The organism is Saccharopolyspora sp. NPDC047091 (assembly GCF_040643635.1).
Taxonomy (GTDB): domain Bacteria; phylum Actinomycetota; class Actinomycetes; order Mycobacteriales; family Pseudonocardiaceae; genus Saccharopolyspora_C.
Genome location: NZ_JBEYUS010000001.1, coordinates 120,598 through 141,583, shown reverse-complemented (window position 1 = coordinate 141,583; position 20,986 = coordinate 120,598). Strand labels below are relative to the sequence as shown.

Below are 20,986 nucleotides of genomic sequence, written 5' to 3'. Positions count from 1 at the left end.
CGCCGGCGGTTGCGGGGAACCGTCGGCGCCCCCGAACGCGCGGCCGGTCAGCCGTGCAGCTCCATCGTGCAGCACTTCGGCCCGCCACCCGATTTGCGCAGTTCCGAGATGTCCACGTGGATCGGCTCGTAACCGCGGGCCCGCAGCTTCGCGGCCAGCCCGGTCGCCTCCAGCGGCAGCACCACGTGCCGCCCGTCGGAGACCCCGTTCAACCCCAGGCACTCGGCGTCCGCGGCATCCGCGACGACCGCGTCCGGGAACAACCGCTCCAGCACCCGCCGCGAACCCGCCGAGAACGCCTCCGGGTAGTAGGCGATCTGCGGGTGCTCGCCCTGTTCCAGCACGAACAGCGCCGTGTCCAGGTGGTAGAAGCGGGCGTCGACCAGCCGCAACGACACCACCGGCACGCCCAGCGCCTCCTGCGCCTCCGCGTGCGCGTCCGGGTCAGTGCGGAAGCCGGTGCCCGCCAGCAGCAGGCCACCGGTCCACGCGAAGTCGCCCTCCGCCTCGTTGATCCGCGACGGCATCACGATCTCGCGGTAGCCGTTCGCGGCGAACCAGCGGCGGAAGTGCTCCGCCTCCGCGGCCCGCTGCTCCGCGCGGAACCGGGAACCCAGCACCCGGCCGCCGATGACGGTGCCGGAGTTCGCGGCGAACACCATGTCCGGCAGCCCCGGCTGCGCGGGCACCACCGACACCGCGTGCCCCAGCCGCTCGTAGGTCCGCTTCAGCTCCTCCCACTGGCGCAGCGCGAGCTCGACGTCCACCGGCCGGTCCGGATCCATCCACGGGTTGATCACGTACTCCACCGCGAAGTGCTCCGGCGGGCACATCACGTAGTCGCGCGGCGTCGGCGTGCGGGATCCGGTCCGGGTCTCGGCGCGCGGATCCACCAGGGCGGTCGTCATGATACGAAATCTAATCCCGCCCCCGACCACCTTCAACAACGCTCCATTGCGCGAAATACGGCAGTATGTTGCGCATGGATGCCTTGGATCAGCGAATCGTTTCGCAACTGGTGACGGACGCGCGCGCCAGCTACGCCGAGATCGGCGCCGTGGTGGGGCTGTCCGCGCCCGCGGTGAAGCGACGGGTCGACAAGCTGCTGGACCAGGGCGTGCTGCGCGGCTTCACCGCCGTCGTCGATCCCGAGGCGCTGGGCTGGGGAACCGAGGCGTTCGTCGAAGTGCACTGCCACGGGAACGTGCCCACGCACCGCATCCGCAGCGGACTCGAACCGCTGCCCGAAGTCGTCGCCGCCTACACGGTGTCCGGGCCCGCGGACGCGATCGTGCACCTGCGGGCCGCCGACATCCACCACCTGGAGACCGCGCTGGAACGGTTGCGCGGCGTCGAGTTCATCAGCCGGACCGTGTCCACCGTGGTGCTGTCCCGGTTGCTGGAGCGCCCGCCGCAACCGTGAAGCCGCCCCCGCGCGGTGGCGGGGGCGGCTGCGCGGCAGGTCAGCTGCCGGAGTTCCAGTGCTGGAAGCCCGCTTCCTCCGCGTCCGCCTCCGTCCGGAACCACACCTCGGCGACGACGCGGTCGTAGTGCGGCGAGTCCGGGGCGTGGTAGCGGCGGGAACCGAAGTCGCCCTTGATCATGTGGCCGTCCTGCTGCGACGGCTCCTGCGGCGCGGCCAGCGACTCGCGCCTGCGGTTCGCCTGCGCCTGCGGGTCGGCGTGCCAGGCGGCCTGCGGCTTGGCGGACCGCTGCATGCCGGGCCGCGGGCCCGCGCCCGGGGTGCGGCGTGGCAGCGGGGTCTGCTCGGACTCGGCGAGCACCGGGATGTCCAAGGCCGGCTCGGGCGCGGCCTGGTCGGTGAACTCGTGCGCCCGGCTCTCCACCAGCGCGCGCAGGTTCCCGGCGAAGCCGTGGTCGTCGCCGTGCTCCGGTCGGCCGGTCTCGGACCGGTCGCTCGCGGGCTGGTCGTGCGCGGAGCGGTCGTGCCCGGGCTGGTCGTGCCCCGGCTGGTCGTGCGAGGAGCGGTCGCGCCCGGAACGGTCGTGCGCGGGCTGGGACTGCTCGGAGCGGGCGGGCTCGGCCCACGCGGGTTCCGGCGCCGGTTCGGGCTCGCGCGGCACGTCCGCCGCGGGCCGCGGCGACTCCGCCAGGTCCGACAGGCCCAGCGCCGCGGACAGCTCGGCGGCGCCGGACAGCCCGGGCGGACCGGAGCGGTGCGGCGTCTCGGGCCGGGTGAAGATCTCGTTGCCGCCGGTCGACCGCGCCGGGCGGGCGATCTCCGACTCGTCGGGTGCGGCGTTCTTCTGGAACCAGGTGCTGGCCGATTCGACGGGCCGGTCCGCCACCGGGTCGGTGTTCGCGCCGCGCCCGAGGGCCTGGCCGATGTCCGCGGAGGTGGGCCGCTCGGCGTCCTCGACGTCGTCCTGGCCGGTCGGGATGGTCCACGGCGCGGACCGGCGGCTCGACTGGGCGTCGTCGGGGCGCTGGGTTCCGTCGTGCTGGGTTCCGTCGGCGTGCTGGGTTCCGTCGGCGTGCCGGCTCGCGTCGAGGCGCTGGGTCGCGTCCGGGCGCCCCGGCTCGGAGTGCTGGGCGGCCTCCTCGTCCTCGCGGACGCGGCTGGGCCACCAACCCCCGCTGGACCGGCCCGCGTACGGGCTGTCGTCCTTCCAGGCGCCGGGGTTCCGGACCGGGAGGGACGGGTCGCCGACGGCGCGGGCGGGCTCCTCGACGGGTTCGTGCGCGGTGGTCGCGGCGTCGTCCACCACCAGGTCGGCGACCTGGGAACCGCCGCGCACCGAGACCTCGGCCCGCGAGTCGGCGGGCTGTTCGGTGGCCGGTTCGGCCTCGGGCTGGGACGGCGCGGAAGGGGACGGCGCTGCGTGGGCCGACCCGGAGTGCGCGCCCGCGGAGCGGGTGACCGGCGTCGTGGGCCGCTCCGGCTCCGGCAGCCGCGCGGTGCGCGGCTCGTCGTCCTCGTCCGGCTCGGCGAGCTGCCCGGCGTCCTGCTCCCAACGCGGCTGCACCGCGGTGCGCTCCACGCTCAGCGGCGGCGAGGGCTGGTGGCTGCGCCAGATCTGCCGGTCGTGCCGCGCGTCCTGGTGCTCCACGTACTCGGTGAACTCGGAGGTCACCTTCCGCAGCCTGCGCCGCAACGGCAGCACGAACAGCAACCAGGTGATCACAGATCCGAGCAGGAACGCGGCGACACTCCACAACCACACCTGCGTAAACAGCCACACCACCGGCGACGCCCTCCCTCAAAGGCCACGTGGGGCACCGTGAGCGTGGACAGGCTACTCCGCGCACGCTCGGCCCCGTACCTCGGCGCAGGACTCCACCCGACCGAGACCAGAATCGGCCCCGACGGAGTGACTCACCTGCACCGAGCGTTCACTGTCCGACACCGCCGGGTGGTCCGAGCGGCCCGCGCGGACCGGCCCCGGCGACCGCGTCCAGCGATGTCAGCGGGTCCGGGCCACCACGTAGTGGACCAGCGCTTCCAGGGCGGTTCGCGCGGAGCAGTCCGGGAGCTCCGCCAGCACCGCGCGCGCCTCCTCCGCGTACTCGTCGAGCGTGGCGCGCGCCCGCCGCAGCCCGCTGGACTCGCGCAGCAGCTTCAACGCCTCCGCCACGTCCTCGTCCTCGTGCAGCGGTTCGCCCAGCAGTTCCAGCAGCCGCGGGTCGGTGTCCGCCGCATCCCGCGCGTAGATCATCGGCAGCGTCAGCACGCCCTCGCGCAGGTCGGTCCCGGGCGTCTTCCCGGAATCCGCCGCGGGCGAGGCGATGTCGATCACGTCGTCGGAGATCTGGAAGGCGATCCCGATGCTCTTGCCGAACGATTCCAGAGCCGCGACCTGCTCCGGAGTCGCTCCCGCCGCGGTGGCGCCGAACCGGCCGGAGGTCGCGATCAGCGAACCGGTCTTCTCGTAGATCACCTGGAGGTAGTGCTCCTCCAGGTCCTGCCCCTCGCCCGCGCCGATCGTCTCGCGCAGCTGCCCGGTGACCAGCGCCTCGAAGGTGGTGGCCATCCGCCGCACCGCGTCCGCGCCGAGGTCCGCGACCATCCGGGAGGCGTGCGCCATCAGGAAGTCGCCGGTGAGGATCGCGACCGAGTTGTCCCAGCGCACGTTCGCGCTGGCCGCGCCGCGGCGCATCGTGGCCTCGTCCATCACGTCGTCGTGGTACAGCGTCGCGAGGTGCACCATCTCCACCACCGCCGCCGAGGTGATCACCTCGTCCGGCGACGGGTCGGCGAAGTGCGCCGCCAGCAGCGCGAACAGCGGGCGGAACCGCTTACCGCCCGCGTCCACCAGGTGCAGCGAAGTACGGGTCGCGAAGTCGAACTCGCTGCGCACCGACTCGTGCAGCAGCGCTTCGACCCGGGCCATGCCCGCGGAGATCGACTCGGCCAGGGCCGGATCGTCGATGTCGAACCCGCTCGCAGCAGTACTGCCAGCCACGTTCCTGACCGGTTCACCAGATGGGCTGCTCACGTCACCGTCGCCTTCGCTCCCCCACCGAGTCGCCCTACGGGCGGGCACTCTACGACACGAAACCACCCACACCGGCCCAGTCCAGGGCCACCGTGGGCAGCACGCCCAGCAACAGCGTCACGACCACGCCCAACGTGATCGCCGCGGTTGTGAACGCACCCGGCACGCTGACGGTGGGCCCGTCGGCGGCCGGCTCGCTGAAGTACATCAGCACGATGACACGAAGGTAGAAGAACGCCGCAACCGCACTGGCCACCAGGGCCACCACCACCAGCGGGGCCATCCCGTCCGACAGCGCGGCCTCGAAGACCACGAACTTTCCGATGAAACCGCTCGTCAGCGGGATACCGGCGAGGGCGAACAGCAGGAACGTGAACACCGCCGCGAGCACCGGTGAACGCTTCGCCAACCCGGCCCAGTCGGAAAGGTGAGTAGCCTCACCCTCCGCGGTGCGCACGAGGCTGATCACACCGAACACGGCGATCGTGGTGAACCCGTAGGCCAGCAGGTAGAACATCGTGCCCGACAGGCCACGTTCGGTGAGCGAGATCGACCCGATGAGCAGGAACCCGGCGTGCGCGATGGACGAGTAGGCGATCATCCGCTTGATGTCGTTCTGGGTGAGCCCGAGGACCACGCCGATCACCATGGACACGATCGCGACGGCCCACATGACGCCGCGCCACTCCCAGCTGGAGGCCTGCAGCGCGACCTGCAGCACCCGGAGGATCGCGCCGAACGCGGCGACCTTGGTGCAGGCGGCCATGAATCCGGTGACCGCGGTCGGGGCGCCCTGGTAGACGTCCGGCGTCCAGGTGTGGAACGGGCCGACGGAGGCCTTGAACAGCAGGCCGATGACGAGCAGCCCGATCCCGGCGAACAGCAGCGTCTCGGAGCGGTCGCTGGTCGAGGTGGCCGCGGCGATGTCGGCGAGCCGCACCGAACCGGCGTAGCCGTAGAGCAGCGCCAGCCCGTACAGGAAGAACGCGGAGGCGAACGCACCGAGCAGGAAGTACTTCACCGCCGCTTCCTGCGAGAGCAGCCTGCGGCGCTTCGCGAGCCCGCACATCAGGTACAGCGGCAGGCTCAGCACTTCCAGCGCGATGAACATCGTGAGCAGGTCGTTGGCCGCGCAGAACACCATCATCCCGCCGAGCGAGAACAGGGCGAGCGGGAAGACCTCGGTGCGCATCCCGGCGCCCCCGCCGCGGTTCCCGTGGTCCTGCTCGGCTTCGGCGGCGGACTCGGCGACGAACGCGCCGCCGGGTTCCACCGAGCGGTCCGCGATGAGCAGGATCGCCGCGATGCCGAGGCCGAGCAGCGTTCCCCACAGGAACAGCGTGGGCGCGTCCACGGCCAGCGCGTCGGACAGGGTGGTGACGCCGGTGCCGCCGGAGCGGGCGTGCAGCCCGAGGGCGATCCCGGCGACGACGAGCGCCAGCAGGCTCAGCGCGACCTGGGCGGTCCAGCGGGACCGGCGGGGCACGAAGGCCTCGACGAGCACGCTGATGCAGGCGGCGCCGAGCACGACGAGCACCGGCGTGATGGCGGCGTAGTCGATCGGTGGGATCGGAATCTGCTGCGCGTGGACCGCGACCTGAGTGGCACCCACTGTTCAGTTCCCTCCTTGCGAGGTCACGGGGTCGGTGACGCCGACCTCGCTCATGGTCGCCCCGACCGACGGGGTGATCACGTCCAGCACCGGTTTCGGGTACACGCCGAGCGCGAGCACCAGCACGATCAGCGGGGTCAGCACGGCGATCTCCCGCGGCCGCAGGTCGAGCACCCGGGCTCGGTGCGCGCCGGGCCGGTTCGGGTCCGCGACGGCGCCGGGGCCGCCCGCGGTGCCGACGAGCGCGTCGCCGCGCACCGGGCCCTGCATGATCCGCTGGTAGAGCCGCAGCACGTAGACGGCGGCGAGCACCATCCCGATGGTGGCGAGCACCGTGTAGACGGGCTGCGTCGGGAAGGCGCCCAGCAGCACCAGGAACTCGCTGATGAACGAGTTGGTGCCGGGCAGCGACAGGGTGCTGAGCCCGGCGATGAGCAGGGTGCCCGCCAGCAGCGGCGTGATCTTGGCCATCCCGCCGTAGTCGGCGATCCGGGTGGACCCGCCGCGCGCGATGATCATGCCGATGACCAGGATGAGCAGCCCGGTCGCCAGGCTGTGGTTGAGCATGTAGGACACGGCCCCGACCTGCGCCTGCGAGGTGTAGGCGAAGATCCCGAGCGCGATGAACCCGAAGTGCGCGATGGACACGTAGGCGATGAACCGCTTCAGGTCGGTCTGCCCGAACGCCTGCAGCGAGCCGTAGAGCACGCCGAGCACCGCCAGCACGAGCACCAGCGGCGCCAGCAGCTGGGAGGCGTCCGGGGTGAGCGGCAGGCTGTAGCGCAGGAAGCCGAAGGTGCCGACCTTGTCCAGCACGCCGACGACGATCACGGCGACGCCGATCGGCGCCTGCTCGGCGGCGTCCGGCAGCCAGGTGTGCAGCGGCACCAGCGGCGCCTTGATCGCGAAGGCGGTGAAGAAGCCCAGGAAGATCCACACCTGCACGGCGATCGGCGCGTCGGCGAGGATCGGCACCAGCCGCGCCCAGTCGAAGGTGCCTTCGCCGGTGGTCCGCAGCGCGTAGGCGTAGGCCCCGATCGCGGCGGCCAGCATGATCAGGCCGCCGAGGAACGAGTACAGGAAGAACTTCACCGCCGCGTACTTGCCGCGCTCACCGCCGTAGCCGCCGATGAGGAAGTACATCGGGATCAGCATGATCTCGAACAGCACGTAGAACAGGAACACGTCGGTCGCCGCGAACACGGCCACCGTCAGCGCCTGCTCCACCAGCAGCAGCGAGAAGAACCCGCCGTGGCTGCGCCCTTCGGGCAGCCGTTCGCCCCAGCTGAAGCCGAGCACCAGCGGCATCAGCAGCGCGATCACGGCGATCATGACGAGCGCGATGCCGTCGACGGCGAAGGACACCCGGATGTCGAACGCCGGGATCCACTCGACGGAGCTGGCCAGTTGCAGCCGCGGCCCGGCCGGGTCGTAGGCGGCCCAGGCGGCGATCGCGACGGCGAACTCGGCGAGCGACACGGCGAGCGCGGTCCACTTCGCCACCGGCGCGTTGCGGCGCAGCAGCCCGACGGCGACGGCGCCCGCCAGCGGCAGCAGGACGAGCACGAGGAGCAGGGTCATCGGATCTCCTCTTCCCCCGGGAGGTTCGGCTGGATTCGGGTGCGGTCGGTCATGGCGTGCCCACCACCAGCAGCGCCCCGATCAGCAGCACGCCGCCGCAGAGCATGGACAGCGCGTAGGAGCGCACGAACCCGTTCTGCCTGCGCCGCGCCCAGCCGGAGCCGAGCTGGAGCGCGCCGGCGAGCCCGGTGACGGCGCCGTCGACGGCGGCGCGGTCGAAGGCGACCAGGCCGCGGGTGAGCCCGGCGGTCGGCCGGACGGCGACGGCGTCGTTGAGCGCGTTGCCGCCGAGGTCGGCGCGGGCGGCCCGCACCACCGGCGAGACCCGCTCGGGCCGGGTGACCGGCACGGGTTTGCGGCCGACGAGCAGCCAGGCGGTGAGGGCGCCGAGCGCGGAGAGCACCACGGTCAGCACCGGGATCACCGAGTGCGGCAGCGCCCCGCCGTGCGATTCCTCCAGCGCCCCGAGCGAGGGAGCGAGGAAGGTGACCAGCCGGTCGCCGGAGGCGAGGAACATACCCGCCCCGACCGAGCCGACGGCCAGCACGATCATCGGCCCGGTCATGATCGCCGGGGATTCGTGCGGGTGGTAGTCCTGCCCGTCCGCGGTCTTCAGGTCCTGCCAGCGCTTCTCGCCGAAGAAGGTCATCAGCACCAGCCGGGTCATGTAGAACGCGGTGAGCGCGGCGCCGAGCAGCGCGGCCCCGCCGAACACCCAGCCGCGCCAGCCGTCCTGGCCGAACGCGGCCTCGATGATCGCGTCCTTCGAGTAGTAGCCAGACAGGAACGGGAACCCGATCAGCGCCAGGTAGCCGAGCGCGAAGGTGGCGAAGGTGATCGGCAGGTGCTTGGCGAGCCCGCCGAACCGGCGCATGTTCACCTCGTCGCGCATCGCGTGCATCACCGACCCGGCGCCGAGGAACAGCCCGGCCTTGAAGAACCCGTGGGTGAGCAGGTGCATGATGCCGAGCGCGTACCCGGCGGGCCCGAGCCCGACGGCGAGGATCATGTAGCCGATCTGGCTCACCGTCGAGTAGGCCAGCACCTTCTTGATGTCGTCGTAGGCGCAGCCGATGACGCAGCCGACCAGCAGCGTCACCGCACCGATGATGGTGACGACGAGCCTGCCGTCCGGGGACAGCGTGTACAGCGGGTTGGAGCGGGCGATCAGGTAGACGCCCGCGGTGACCATGGTCGCCGCGTGGATCAGCGCGGACACCGGGGTGGGGCCTTCCATCGCGTCCGGCAGCCACGCCTGCAGCGGGACCTGGCCGGACTTGCCGCAGGCGCCGAGGAGCAGCAGCAGCGTGATCGCCAGCAGCACGCCGGGGCTCAGCTCGCCCGCGCGGGCGAAGACCTCGGTGTACTGGGTGGTGCCGAGCTTCGCGAACAGCAGGAAGATCGCGAGGGCGAGCCCGACGTCGCCGACCCGGTTCATCACGAACGCCTTGGTCGCGGCCGCGGCCGCCGAGGGCCGCTGCTGCCAGAACCCGATCAGCAGGTAGGACGCCAGGCCGACGCCCTCCCAGCCGAGGTACAGCGTCACGAAGCTGTTGCCCAGCACCAGCACCAGCATCGCGGCGACGAACAGGTTCAGGTAGGCGAAGAAGCGCCGCCGCTCGGTGTTGTCCCGCCCGGTGCGGCCTTCCTGGTCGTGCGCCATGTAGCCGATCGAGTAGAGGTGGATCAGCGCGCCCACCCCGGTGATCAGCAGCACGAACACCATCGACAGCGGGTCCAGCCGGAGCCCGAAGTCGACCTGCAGCGCCTCGACCGGGATCCAGGAGAACACGTGCAGCTCGCGCACCGGTTGCGCGTCGCCCGCGATGCTCGTGAACAGCGCCACCCCGTAGGCGAACGCCGCGATCACGGTGGCGCTGCCCAGCAGGTGTCCCCACCCGTCGGCGCGGCGGCCCGCGATCAGCAGCACGGCGGCGCCGAGCAGCGGCAGCGCGATGAGGAGCCAGGCGCCGCCCTGCACGGGGCCTTGCGCGGCCTGCACGGCGAGGAGATCGGGACCGCTGGCCGGGAACGTCGTCGTCACGCCAGGCTCTCCCTACTGTGAGTGCGAACGGGGGTTCGGGTGCGCGGCGCACCGGCCGCGGGGGCGGGCATGGCGCTAGTACTTGAGGAGGTTGGCGTCGTCGACCGAGGCCGAGCGGCGGGTCCGGAAGATCGACATGATGATCGCGAGGCCGACCACGACCTCGGCGGCGGCGACGACCATCACGAAGAACGCCATCACCTGCCCGTGCACCGAGCCTTCGATGCGGGCGAAGGTGACCAGCGTCAGGTTCACCGCGTTGAGCATCAGCTCGACGCACATGAACACGACGATGGCGTTGCGCCGCACCAGCACGCCGACGGCGCCGATGCTGAACAGCAGCGCGGACAGCAGCAGGTAGTAGGTCGGGGTCATCTCCGCACCTCCTCGGGGGACGCGTGCCCGGTGCCGGAGCGGCCGTTCTCGCCGTGGTCGTCCCGGGCTTCCGGCACCGGGGCGTCGAGGTCGGGTGCCGGGTCCTCGGGGTCGCGGGGGTGGTCGGTGAGCGCGTGCGGATCGGGGTCGGCGCCCTTGCCCGCGATGGCGTCGCGGTCGGCGGTGAGCCGTTCCACCGGCAGGTTGTCGAGGATCTCGGACAGCGATTCGGGCGCCACCGTGCCGTCCGGCAGCAGCGCGGGGGTCGCCACCGAGTTCGCGGTGGCGAACACGCCGGGCCCGGGCAGCGGGGAGGAGCGGTCGCCGCGCAGCCGTGCTTCGACGCGTTCCCGCTGGCTGATCCGCGCGGCCCGGCCCTTGCCGCCGTAGGCGAGGACCATCGCGCCCAGCGCGGCGGTGATCAGCAGCGCCGAGGTCAGCTCGAACGGGAACAGGTAGTCGGTGAAGATCAGCGCGCCGAGCCCGCCCGCACCGCCGCCGCGCGCGGACCACGGGTCCAGCGGAGCGGCGACCGGCACGTCGGTGAGCGCCCTGGCCAGCCCGGTCACCAGCAGCAGCGCGAACGCGACCCCGGCGACGGCGGCCCACAGCCGCTGCCCGCGCAGCACCTCCACCACCGAGTCGGAGGAGTCGCGGCCTACCATCATCAGCACGAACAGGAACAGCATCATGATCGCGCCGGTGTAGACGATGATCTGGGTGAAGCCGAGGAAGGGCGCGCTCTGCGCCATGTACAGCACGCCGAGGCTCAGCATGGTCAGCACCAGGAACAGCGCGGAGTGCACCGCGTTGCGCGCGAACACCATGCCCAGCGCGCCGACCAGGGCCAGCGGCCCGAGAATCCAGAACGCCGCGGTCTCCCCGGCACCGACCACGTCCGCGGCCTGCTGCTGGGCGAGCACCGCCGTTGCCGTGAGCATCACCGCCGCGCCTCCTCGTGCCCGGTCTCCACGGTTTCGCCTTCGGGCACGCCGCTGCGCCGCGCGAGCTCGGGGCCGCGCACGTAGTAGTCCTGCTCGTCCTCGCCGAGCCGCATCGGGTGCGGCGGCTGCTCCATGCCGGGCAGCAGCGGGGCCAGCAGGTCCTCCTTGGTGTAGATGAGGTGCTGCCGGTCGTCGTCGGCGGTCTCGTACTCGTTCGTCATGGTCAGCGACCGGGTCGGGCACGCTTCGATGCACAGCCCGCAGCCGATGCAGCGCAGGTAGTTGATCTGGTAGTCGGCGCCGTAGCGCTCGCCCGGCGAGTAGCGCTCGTCCTCGGTGTTGTCCCCGCCCTCGACGAAGATCGCGTCGGCGGGGCAGGCCCAGGCGCACAGCTCGCAGCCCACGCACTTCTCCAGCCCGTCCGGGTGCCGGTTGAGCTGGTGGCGGCCGTGGAACCGGGGTGCGGTGACCTTCTTGACCTCGGGGTACTCCTCGGTGACGACCTTCTTGAACATCGTCGAGAAGGTGACGCCGAAACCTTTCAGCGGATCAAACACGGCCCGCTCCCTCCTTCGAGGCGTCGTCGGCCCCGGACGGCGGCACCGGGGTGCGCCGCGGTGGGGTCGGGGGCACTTGCAGGTCCAGCGGCGGGACGGGGAACCCGCTGCCCGCCATGGGTGCTTCCGGCTCTTCCGGTTCGGGCCGCTTGCGGTCCGGGACGAGGAAAGCCGCGGCGATGAGCACCGCCAGCACCACGCCGCCGATGACCAGGAAGGTCGTCGAGCCGACGGCCTGCTCGTTGCGGACGGCGCGGATCACGGTGACCACGACGATCCACACCAGGCTCAGCGGGACGAGGACCTTCCAGCCGAGGTTCATGAACTGGTCGTAGCGCAGCCGCGGCAGCGTGGCGCGCAGCCACACGAAGACGAACAGGAACGCCACGGTCTTGCCGAGGAACCACAGCACCGGCCACCAGCCCGTGTTGAGCACCCCGCCGCCGATCAGGCTCAGCGGCCACGGCGCGTGCCAGCCGCCGAGGAACAGCGTGGTGGCGAGGGCGGAGACGGTGACCATGTTGATGTACTCGGCGAGGAAGAACAGCGCGAACTTCAGCGAGGAGTACTCGGTGTGGAAGCCGCCGACGAGCTCGGATTCGGCTTCCGGCAGGTCGAACGGGGCGCGGTTGGTCTCGCCGACCATCGCGACCACGTACACCAGGAAGCTGAACGGCAGCACCAGCGCGAACCAGCCGCTGGTCTGCGCTTCGACGATGCCCGCGGTGGACAGCGTGCCCGCGTACATGATCACGGCGACGAACGAGAGGCCCATCGCGATCTCGTAGGAGATGACCTGCGCGGCGGACCGCAGCGAACCCAGCAGCGGGTACGGCGATCCGGAGGACCAGCCGGCGAGCACGATGCCGTAGACGCCGATGGACGCGCTGGCCAGCACCACCAGCAGCCCCACCGGCAGTTCGACCAGCTGCAGCGCGGTGGGCTCGCCGAAGACCGTGACCTCCGGCCCGATCGGGATCACCGAGAACGACACCAGCGCGGGCGTCGCGGAGATCACCGGGGCGAGGAAGTACACCCACTTGTCGGCGAGGACCGGCCGGATGTCCTCCTTGAACGCGAGCTTCAGCCCGTCGGCGAGCGATTGCAGGATGCCGAACGGTCCGGCGCGGTTCGGGCCGGGGCGGTGCTGCATGCGGCCGATGACGCGGCGCTCGGCCCAGATCGTCAACAGCGTCATCAGCACCAGGAACGCGAAGATGACCACGACCTTGATCAGGATCAGCCAGATCGGGTCGTCGGCGAGCAGTTCCGCGGTGCGCGTCATGACCGGCTCCTCTCGGTGCCGCCGAAGCCGAGCCCGGTGCCGCCGTGGCCGTTCGTGCCGTGCCCGTTGCTGCTGCGCGTCCCGTTCCCGTTGGTGCCGTGGCCGTTCGCGATCGGGCCCGCCGGGGCGAGCGCGACCGGTGCGCCGTGCCCGACGCCGAGGAGCCGGTTCACCTTCGACGGCCCGGAGTCCATCGGCAGCCACACCACGTCGTCCGGCATGTCGGTGAACCGCGCTTCGAGGGTGATCGACCCGCGGTCGCCGCGGACCTCGACCTGCTGGTGCTCCAGCAGCCCGAGGCGCCGGGCGGTGCCGGGCGACAGCATCGCCACGGTGTCCCGCCGGGTGCCCGCGAGGTTCGGTTCGTCGTCCTGCAGCGAGCCGTCGTCCAGCAGCCGCCGCCAGGTGGCCAGCAGCGCGCGGCCCGGTCCGGGTGGCGCGGCGGGCCGCACCTGCTCGTCCGGCGCCGGGGGCCGGGCGTGGCCGCCGGTGCCGATCCGGTCCAGTTCGGCGCGGACCGCGGCGGGGCTCTGGGTGAACAGGTCGGCGTCCATCTCCACCGCGAGGGTGTCCAGCACCCGGCAGTCCGGCAGCGCGCCGGTTCCTTCGATGGTGGTGCGGAATTCGCGGCGGCGGCCTTCCCAGTTCAGGTAGGTGCCGGACTTCTCCGCGCTCGGCGCGATGGGCAGCACCACGTCGGCGCGTTCGGTGACGGCGCTGGGCCGCAGTTCGAGGCTCACCACGAAATCCGCGCGGTCCAGGGCCTGCCGGGCCAGTTCCGGGTCGGGCAGGTCGTCCGGGTCGACGCCGCCGACGAGCAGGCCGGCGAGGTCGCCGCGGGCGGCGGCGCGCAGGATGCCGTCGGCGTCCCGCCCGGGAGTGCCGGGCAGGCTGTCGGCGTCCACGCCCCAGGTCTGGGCGACTTCGGCGCAGGCGGTGAGGTCGCCGACGGCGCGGCCGCCGGGCAGCAGCGTGGGCAGCGCGCCCGCTTCGACGGCACCGCGTTCGCCCGCGCGGCGCGGGATCCACGCGATCCGGGCGCCGGTGCGGGCCGCGGTCCGGGTGACCTCGGAGAGCAGGCCCGGCAGCTGTGCGGCCCGCTCGCCGACGACGAGCACCGCTCCCCCCGCCCGCAGCGCTTCGTCCACTTCGGACGGGAGTTCGGCCAGCGCGGCGGCCTCCCCGCCGGGCGGGCAGGGCAGCAGCGCGCCGGTGCGCACCGGGCCGCCGCTGCTCATGATCCGGGTCGTCTTCTCCACGCCCGGCGAGTTCCACTGCCCGAGGTGGAAGACCTTCGTGCTCCCCTTGCGGGCCGCCTTGCGCAGCCGCAGGAACACGCTCGGCGACTCCTCCTCCGGTTCGAAGGCGACGCACAGCACGGCGGGCGCGGCCTCCAGGTCGGCGAAGGTCACCGCGCCCGCACCCGGTCCGGTGCCGACGACGGTGGACTCCAGGAACGCGAGCTCCTCGTCCGAGTGCGCCCTGGCGCGGGCGTCGACGTCGTTGGTGCGCAACGCGATCCGCGCGAACTTCGCGTACGCGTAGGCGTCTTCCTCGGTCAACCGGCCGCCGGGCAGCACCCCGACGCCGCGGTCGTCGCGCGCCCGCAGCAGGCCGTCGGCGGCGACGCGCAGCGCCTCGGTCCAGGACGCGGTCCGCAGCTCACCGCCCTCCCGCACCATCGGCCGCAGGAAGCGGTCCGCGGCGGTGGCGTAGCGGAACGCGAACCGGCCCTTGTCGCAGAGCCACTCCTCGTTGACCTCCGGGTCGTCCCCGGCGAGCCGCCGCATCACCTTGCCGCGCCGCCAGTCGGTGCGCGTCGCGCAGCCCGACGAGCAGTGCTCGCACACGCCCGGCGTGGACACCAGGTCGAACGGCCGGGAGCGGAACCGGTAGGCGGCGCTGGTCAGCGCGCCCACCGGGCAGATCTGGATGGTGTTGCCGGAGAAGTACGACTGGAACGGCTGCTGCTCGGCGATGCCGATCTGCTGCACCGCCCCGCGCTCCAGCAGTTCGATGAACGGGTCGCCCGCGATCTGCTTGGAGAACCGGGTGCAGCGCTGGCACAGCACGCAGCGCTCCCGGTCCAGCAGCACCTGGGTGGAGATCGGCACCGGCTTCGCGAAGGTCCGCTTGGTGTCGTGGAACCGGGATTCGGCGCGGCCGTGCTTGAGCGCCTGGTTCTGCAGCGGGCACTCGCCGCCCTTGTCGCAGATCGGGCAGTCCAGCGGGTGGTTGATCAGCAGCAGCTCCATCACGCCCTGCTGCGCCTTGTCGGCGACCGGCGAGGTCTGCTGCGTCTTCACCACCATGCCGTCGGCGACGGTCATCGTGCAGGAGGCCTGCGGCTTGGGCATCGCCCGGCCGTTCATCTCCACTTCCACCAGGCACTGCCTGCACGCGCCCGCCGGGTCGAGCAGCGGGTGGTCGCAGAACCGGGGGATGACGATGCCCATCCGCTCCGCGGTGCGGATCAGCAGCTCGCCCTTGGGGGCGTCGACTTCGACGCCGTCGATCGTCAGCCGGACGTGCCCCTCGGGGACCGGCTTGGTCTCACGCTCGGATGCCACCGTCATCGGGCCGCTCCTGCCAGTGCGGGCTCGCCCGGCTCCGCGCCGGGCCGGTTCTGCTGACACAGCGCGAGGAATTCCTCGCGGAAGTACTTGATGCCGCTGGTGATGGGACTGACCGCGCCGTCACCGAGGGCGCAGAAGGAGCGGCCGAAGATGTTGTCGCAGACGTCGAGCAGGGTGTCGATGTCCTCTTCGGTGCCGTGCCCCTCGACCATCCGCTCCAGGACCTGGGCGAGCCAGAAGGTGCCCTCCCGGCAGGGGGTGCACTTGCCGCAGGACTCGTGCTCGTAGAACTGCGTCCACTTCATCACCGCCCACGGCACGGACACGGTCTCGTTGAACACCATCAGCGCCGTGGTGCCCAGCATCGAGCCCGCTTCGGCGGCGCCCTCGAAGTCCAGCGGCACGTCCAGGTGCTCGGCGGTGAACAGCGGCGTCGACGAGCCGCCGGGGGTCCAGAACTTGAGCGGGATCCCGTCCTTCATGCCGCCCGCGAGCTCCAGCAGCTGCCGCAGCGTGGTGCCCAGCGGCGCCTCGTACTGGCCGGGGTTCGTGACGTGCCCGGACAGCGAGTAGATCTTCGGGCCGGGCGACTTCTCCCGCCCCATGCTGCGGAACCAGTCGGAGCCGCCGTTGACGATGAACGGCACCGAGGCGATGGTCTCCACGTTGTTCACCGTGGTCGGGCACGCGTAGAGCCCGGCGGCGGCGGGGAACGGCGGCTTCAGCCGCGGCTGCCCGCGCTTGCCCTCCAGCGAGTCGAGCAGCGCCGTCTCCTCGCCGCAGATGTAGGCGCCCGCCCCGGCGTGCACCACGACGTCGCAGTCGAATCCGGACCCGAGGATGTCCTCGCCGAGGTACCCGGCCGCGTAGGCCTCCTGCACCGCGTTGTTCAGCCGCCGGATGCAGTGCAGCGCCTCACCGCGCACGTAGATCGCCGAGAAGTGCGAGCGCATCGCGTAGCAGGCGATGATCACGCCCTCCACCAGCGAGTGCGGGTCGGCCATCATCAGCGGGATGTCCTTGCAGGTGCCCGGTTCGCCCTCGTCGGCGTTGACCACGAGGTAGTGCGGCTTCACCGGTTCCTTCGGCATGAAGCTCCACTTCACGCCGGCCGGGAACCCGGCGCCGCCGCGACCGCGCAGGCCCGCGGACTTCACCAGCTCGACCAGTTCGTCGGGCGTGGCGCGCAACGCCTTGCGCAGCGCGGTGTAGCCCTCCAGCTGCTCGTAGGTGCGGATGCTCCAGGAGTTCGGCGACAGCCACCGCTTGGTGAGCACCGGGGTGAGCTCGTCGGGCTTAGGGGAGTTCGCGTCGGTCATGTCCACTCACTCCTTCTCCGGCAGCGGCGGGATCTGCGCGTCGTCCGGCATCGGGGGCGCGGTCCAGCCGCGCTGCTGCGCCAGGTGCGCGCCGCGGACCGTCTCGGCGGCGGCCGAGGGGCCGTCCACGGTGTCCTCCAGCCGGGCGCCGGGCCGGTCGAAGAACCCGGCGAGCTGGCGTTCGGTGCGGCGGAAGTCGGTGAGCGGGGCGCCGCGCGTCGGATCGGGCTTCTCCCCGCGCTGCAGGGACTTCACCAGTTCCAGCGCCGCTTCGGGGCTCTGCTTGTCGTAGTACTCGTAGTCGACCTGCAGCACCGGGGCGTGGTCGCAGGCGGCGAGGCACTCGGCGTGCTCCAGCGTCAGCGAGCCCGGTTCGCCCGGCGTCCCGGAGGTCTCGTCGTGCCCGACGCCCAGGTGCTCGGACACCTTCCGGTAGATCTCGTCCCCGCCCAGCGCCGCGCACAGCGTGTTGGTGCACACGCTGACCAGGTGCTCGCCGCACGGCTTGCGCTTGTACATCGTGTAGAAGGTGGCGACCGCGCTGACCTCGGCGGCGGACAGCGCGAGCTGCTCGGCGCAGAACTCGATGCCCTCGGTGCCGACGTGGCCCTGCTCGGACTGCACGAGGTGCAGCATCGGCAGCAGCGCCGACCGCGCCTCCGGGTAGCGCTCGATGATGCGCTTCGCGTCGGCGCGCACGTCCTCGCCGAACACCGGCGCGCCCGGTGGGCTCAGCACGTGCTCGGTGGTGGTGAAATCGAACTGCTCGGTCATCGGTCCACCCCGCCCATCACCGGGTCGATCGAGGCCACTGCCGCGATCACGTCCGCGACCAGGCCGCCCTCGGCCATCGCCGGGAACGCCTGGAGGTTCACGAAGCTCGGTTCCCGCACGTGCACCCGCATCGGCCGGGTGCCGCCGTCGGAGACCAAGTGGTAGCCCAGCTCGCCGCGCGGCGACTCCACCGGCGAGTACACCTGGCCCGGGGGCACGTCGAAGCCCTCGGTGACCAGCTTGAAGTGGTGGATCAGCGATTCCATCGACTGGCCCATGATCTTGCGGACGTGCTCCAGCGAGTTGCCCATGCCGTCCGGCCCGATGCTCAGCTTCGCCGGCCAGGCGATCTTCGGGTCGTCCACCATCACCGGGCCGGGCTCGAACGCGTCCAGGCACTGCCGGATGATCTTCAGCGACTGGTGGATCTCCTCCAGCCGCAGCAGGAACCGCGCGTAGCAGTCCGCGTCGGTGCTCGTCGGCACCTCGAACTCGAAGTTCTCGTAACCGCAGTACGGCTCGATCTTCCGCAGGTCCCACGCGATGCCCGCCGAGCGCAGCAGCGGACCCGTCACGCCCAGCTGCAGGCAGCCGTCCAGCGGCAGGTAGCCGACGTCCTTGAGCCGCTGCTTCCAGATCGGCTGGCCGGAGAACAGCTTCGCGTAGTCCGGCAGCCGCTTGTCCATGACCTTGATGAACTCCAGCACCTTCTCCCGGTAGTTCTCCGGGAGGTCCTGGGCCACCCCGCCCGGCCGGACGAACGCGTGGTTCATCCGCAGCCCGGTGAGGAACTCCAGCAGGTGCAGCACTTCCTCGCGGTCGCGGAACCCGAAGGTCATGCCGGTGGTGGAGCCCAGCTCCATCGCGCCGGTCGCCATGAACACCAGGTGCGAGGAGATCCGGTTCAGCTCCATCAGCATGATCCGGAAGGTCTGCGCCCGCGTCGGCGCCTCGACCCCGAGCAGCTTCTCCACGCCCAGGCAGTACGCCGTCTCGTTGTACAGCGGCGCCAGGTAGTCCATCCGCGTCACGAAGGTGACGCCCTGGGTCCAGGTGCGGTACTCGGTGTTCTTCTCGATCCCGGTGTGCAGGTAGCCGATCACCGAGCGGGCCTGGGTGACGGTCTCGCCCTCGAGTTCCAGCACCAGCCGCAGCACCCCGTGCGTGGACGGGTGCTGCGGGCCGAGGTTGATGACGACGCGCTCGGAATCGGCCGCCTCGTCGATGAACTCGTCCCAGTCGCCGCCGGTGACGGTGTAGACGCGGCCTTCCGTCGTCTCGCGCGACGCCGCGTGCCTGCCGGGGTCCGTGGTGGGATCGGTCAGTGGTTCGGTGGTCATGTTCAGCACCTCTCCGCGTGCTGCCTGCCGGGGCCGTGCGCTGCGCGGGACCTCATGAGTAGGCCCGCCGCTGGTCGGGCGGCGGTATCTCGGCGCCCTTGTACTCGACCGGGATGCCGCCGAGCGGGTAGTCCTTGCGCTGCGGGTGCCCGTCCCAGTCGTCCGGCATCAAGATCCGGGTGAGCGCGGGGTGCCCGTCGTAGACGAGGCCGAACATGTCCCATGCCTCGCGCTCCTGGAAGTCCGCCGTCGGGTACACGGACACGACCGACGGCAGGTGCGGGTCGTCGACGTCGACGGCCACCTCCAGCCGGATGCGGCGGCGGTAGGTCATCGACGTCAGGTGGTAGACCGAGTGCAGCCGCTGCGGCACCTCCGGCCCGTAGTCCACACCGGACACCGAGCTGCACAGCTCGAAGCGCAGCGCCGGATCGTCGCGCAGCGCGGAGCAGGTGGCCACCAGGTGCTCGCGGTCCACGTAGAAGGTGATCTCCCCGCGGTCCACGGTCACCTGCTGCACCGCCGCGTCGACGCCCTTGTCGCGCAACGACTCCAGCAGCGCGTCCGCCACCTCGTCGAACCACCCGCCGAACGGTCGCTCGGCGGGAGCAGGCAGGTGCGCGGGCAGCCGCAGCCCGCCGTAGCCGGAGGTGTCGCCGCTGCCGCGCACGCCGAACATGCCCTGCCGCTCGCGCCCCGCGACGATCGGTTCCCGCGGTTCGGCGATCGCGCCCGCACCGGACCGGGCCGGTTCGAGGCCCTCGCCGGGCCGGTCCGCGCTCGAACCGCCTTCGCCGGGGTCCGGGGTGGTCTGCTTCGAGTCGGTCATGCCGCTCACCTGCCCGCGCCGAGTTGCCGCTGCGTCTGCTCCCGCTGCGCGTCGGTCTCGACGGCGAGCGGGCCTTCCGCGCCCATCTCCTGGCGCTGCGCCAGCTGCTGCCGCTCGGCGCGCTTGCGCTGCGAGCGGTTCTTCGGCGCGTAGCGCTCGGAGGAGGCGATGAGTTCGGTGCGAGCCCCGCTCTCGGCGCGCACCGCGGCGCGCGTGGCGTTGATCGGCTCGTCCATGATCTTGGCGTGCAGCTTGAGGATCGCGTCGAGCAGCATCTCCGGCCGCGGCGGGCAGCCCGGCAGGTACATGTCCACCGGCACCACGTGGTCCACGCCCTGCACCACGGCGTAGTTGTTGAACATGCCGCCGGTGGAGGCGCACACGCCCATCGCCAGCACCCAGCGCGGCTCCGGCATCTGGTCGTAGATCTGCCGCAGCACCGGGGCCATCTTGTTGGTCACCCGACCGGCGACGATCATCAGATCGGCCTGCCGCGGGGTGGCGGAGAAGCGCTCCATGCCGAACCGGGCGATGTCGTAGCGGGAACCGCCGACCGTCATCATCTCGATCGCGCAGCAGGCCAACCCGAAGGTCGCCGGCCACATCGAGGTCTTCCGGGTCCAGTTGACGAGCTTCTCCACGTTGGCCAACAGGATGCCGTTGGGCAGCTGCTCTTCGAGGCCCATCTCGGCACTCCTTCCGCTGTCGCCATTGAGAACGGTCAGTGCTCGCTCAGGCCCGCCCGGGCCCGGGCGCTAGTTCCAGTCGAGGCCCCCGCGCCGCCACACGTAGGCGTAGGCGAAGCCGACGGTCGCGATGAACAGCACGACCTCGGCGACCCCGAACAGGCCGAGGGAGTCCGCGGAGACCGCGAACGGGTAGAGGAAGACCATTTCGATGTCGAAGAGGATGAACAGCATCGCCGTGAGGTAGTAGGCGACCGGCATCCGGCCGCCGCCCAGCACCGGCTGCGGGGAAGGCTCGATCCCGCACTCGTAGGCATCGAGCTTCGCCTTGTTGTAACGGCGGGGGCCGACCAGTGGCGCGATGCTCACCGAGAACACCGCGAATCCCAGCGCCAGCGCGAACATCAGCACCAACGGGATGTACGGGTCCAGCACGCCCGAAGCGCTTGCCTCGCCCATGGCACCGCCCTCCTTCGCTGCCCCCGCCGAGACGAACGTCACGTCTGCGGCCGTCGGGTGCGCACTCTATGCGGTCGGACATGACCGCTCCGCAGTGAGGCGAACCTAACTTTATGACTTCTCACACAATCACGTGACCATCTGACCA

18 protein-coding genes are annotated in these 20,986 nt (G+C 71.5%); 1 reads left to right on the top strand and 17 read right to left on the bottom strand.

Annotated features, from left to right (window positions below; genetic code table 11):
• Window positions 1-47: 47 nt before the first annotated feature.
• The gene (ddaH, locus tag ABZ805_RS00705; protein WP_358432486.1) at window positions 48-908 is read right to left on the bottom strand and encodes a dimethylargininase; all 861 of its coding nucleotides are present in this window, start codon (window positions 906-908) and stop codon (window positions 48-50) included.
• A gap of 74 nt (window positions 909-982) precedes the next feature.
• Between ddaH and ABZ805_RS00700 the strand changes: the two genes are divergently transcribed.
• Window positions 983-1,423 carry an Lrp/AsnC family transcriptional regulator gene (locus ABZ805_RS00700; RefSeq protein ID WP_358432484.1) on the top strand — a complete coding sequence of 147 codons (441 nt, stop codon included), beginning with the start codon at window positions 983-985 and terminating at the stop codon, window positions 1,421-1,423.
• Window positions 1,424-1,463: 40 nt separating this feature from the next.
• Here ABZ805_RS00700 and ABZ805_RS00695 read toward each other — a convergent pair whose 3' ends face one another.
• The 16 genes from ABZ805_RS00695 to ABZ805_RS00620 form a co-directional block, all read right to left on the bottom strand.
• Window positions 1,464-3,206 carry a hypothetical protein gene (locus ABZ805_RS00695; protein WP_358432482.1) on the bottom strand — a complete coding sequence of 581 codons (1,743 nt, stop codon included), beginning with the start codon at window positions 3,204-3,206 and terminating at the stop codon, window positions 1,464-1,466.
• A gap of 219 nt (window positions 3,207-3,425) precedes the next feature.
• Entirely contained in the window at window positions 3,426-4,352 is a 927-nt protein-coding gene (locus ABZ805_RS00690) for a polyprenyl synthetase family protein (protein WP_358432719.1), read from the bottom strand.
• 154 nt (window positions 4,353-4,506) lie between these two features.
• Window positions 4,507-6,069: an NADH-quinone oxidoreductase subunit NuoN gene (gene nuoN / locus ABZ805_RS00685; protein ID WP_358432480.1), complete on the bottom strand. Its 1,563-nt coding sequence runs from the start codon at window positions 6,067-6,069 to the stop codon at window positions 4,507-4,509.
• A 3-nt stretch (window positions 6,070-6,072) separates the two neighbouring features.
• The gene (locus ABZ805_RS00680) at window positions 6,073-7,650 is read right to left on the bottom strand and encodes an NADH-quinone oxidoreductase subunit M (protein WP_358432478.1); all 1,578 of its coding nucleotides are present in this window, start codon (window positions 7,648-7,650) and stop codon (window positions 6,073-6,075) included.
• Between the two features lie 49 nt (window positions 7,651-7,699).
• Entirely contained in the window at window positions 7,700-9,631 is a 1,932-nt protein-coding gene (nuoL, locus tag ABZ805_RS00675; RefSeq protein ID WP_358432717.1) for an NADH-quinone oxidoreductase subunit L, read from the bottom strand.
• A 138-nt stretch (window positions 9,632-9,769) separates the two neighbouring features.
• Window positions 9,770-10,069: an NADH-quinone oxidoreductase subunit NuoK gene (gene nuoK, locus ABZ805_RS00670; RefSeq protein WP_200068963.1), complete on the bottom strand. Its 300-nt coding sequence runs from the start codon at window positions 10,067-10,069 to the stop codon at window positions 9,770-9,772.
• Window positions 10,066-11,010 carry an NADH-quinone oxidoreductase subunit J gene (locus ABZ805_RS00665; RefSeq protein ID WP_358432475.1) on the bottom strand — a complete coding sequence of 315 codons (945 nt, stop codon included), beginning with the start codon at window positions 11,008-11,010 and terminating at the stop codon, window positions 10,066-10,068. The genes nuoK and ABZ805_RS00665 overlap by 4 nt, the downstream gene beginning before the upstream one ends.
• Entirely contained in the window at window positions 11,010-11,570 is a 561-nt protein-coding gene (gene nuoI, locus ABZ805_RS00660) for an NADH-quinone oxidoreductase subunit NuoI (protein ID WP_224956932.1), read from the bottom strand. The genes ABZ805_RS00665 and nuoI overlap by 1 nt, the downstream gene beginning before the upstream one ends.
• Complete coding sequence (gene nuoH, locus ABZ805_RS00655) at window positions 11,563-12,855, bottom strand: NADH-quinone oxidoreductase subunit NuoH (protein ID WP_358432473.1); 1,293 nt, start codon at window positions 12,853-12,855, stop codon at window positions 11,563-11,565. The genes nuoI and nuoH overlap by 8 nt, the downstream gene beginning before the upstream one ends.
• A complete protein-coding gene (locus tag ABZ805_RS00650) occupies window positions 12,852-15,431 on the bottom strand; it encodes an NADH-quinone oxidoreductase subunit G (RefSeq protein WP_358432471.1) in 2,580 nt (859 codons plus the stop codon). The genes nuoH and ABZ805_RS00650 overlap by 4 nt, the downstream gene beginning before the upstream one ends.
• Complete coding sequence (gene nuoF / locus ABZ805_RS00645; RefSeq protein ID WP_358432470.1) at window positions 15,428-16,750, bottom strand: NADH-quinone oxidoreductase subunit NuoF; 1,323 nt, start codon at window positions 16,748-16,750, stop codon at window positions 15,428-15,430. Before nuoF ends, ABZ805_RS00650 begins: the two co-directional genes overlap by 4 nt.
• A 6-nt stretch (window positions 16,751-16,756) precedes the next feature.
• A complete protein-coding gene (gene nuoE, locus ABZ805_RS00640) occupies window positions 16,757-17,524 on the bottom strand; it encodes an NADH-quinone oxidoreductase subunit NuoE (RefSeq protein WP_358432468.1) in 768 nt (255 codons plus the stop codon).
• Entirely contained in the window at window positions 17,521-18,864 is a 1,344-nt protein-coding gene (locus tag ABZ805_RS00635; protein ID WP_358432466.1) for an NADH-quinone oxidoreductase subunit D, read from the bottom strand. Before ABZ805_RS00635 ends, nuoE begins: the two co-directional genes overlap by 4 nt.
• Before the next feature lie 52 nt (window positions 18,865-18,916).
• Window positions 18,917-19,693: an NADH-quinone oxidoreductase subunit C gene (locus tag ABZ805_RS00630; protein ID WP_358432464.1), complete on the bottom strand. Its 777-nt coding sequence runs from the start codon at window positions 19,691-19,693 to the stop codon at window positions 18,917-18,919.
• Window positions 19,694-19,698: 5 nt separating this feature from the next.
• Window positions 19,699-20,379 (bottom strand): NADH-quinone oxidoreductase subunit B family protein, encoded by a 681-nt coding sequence (locus tag ABZ805_RS00625; RefSeq protein ID WP_358432462.1) that lies wholly within the window; start codon window positions 20,377-20,379, stop codon window positions 19,699-19,701.
• 69 nt (window positions 20,380-20,448) lie between these two features.
• A complete protein-coding gene (locus tag ABZ805_RS00620; protein WP_358432460.1) occupies window positions 20,449-20,838 on the bottom strand; it encodes an NADH-quinone oxidoreductase subunit A in 390 nt (129 codons plus the stop codon).
• Window positions 20,839-20,986 lie beyond the last annotated feature (148 nt).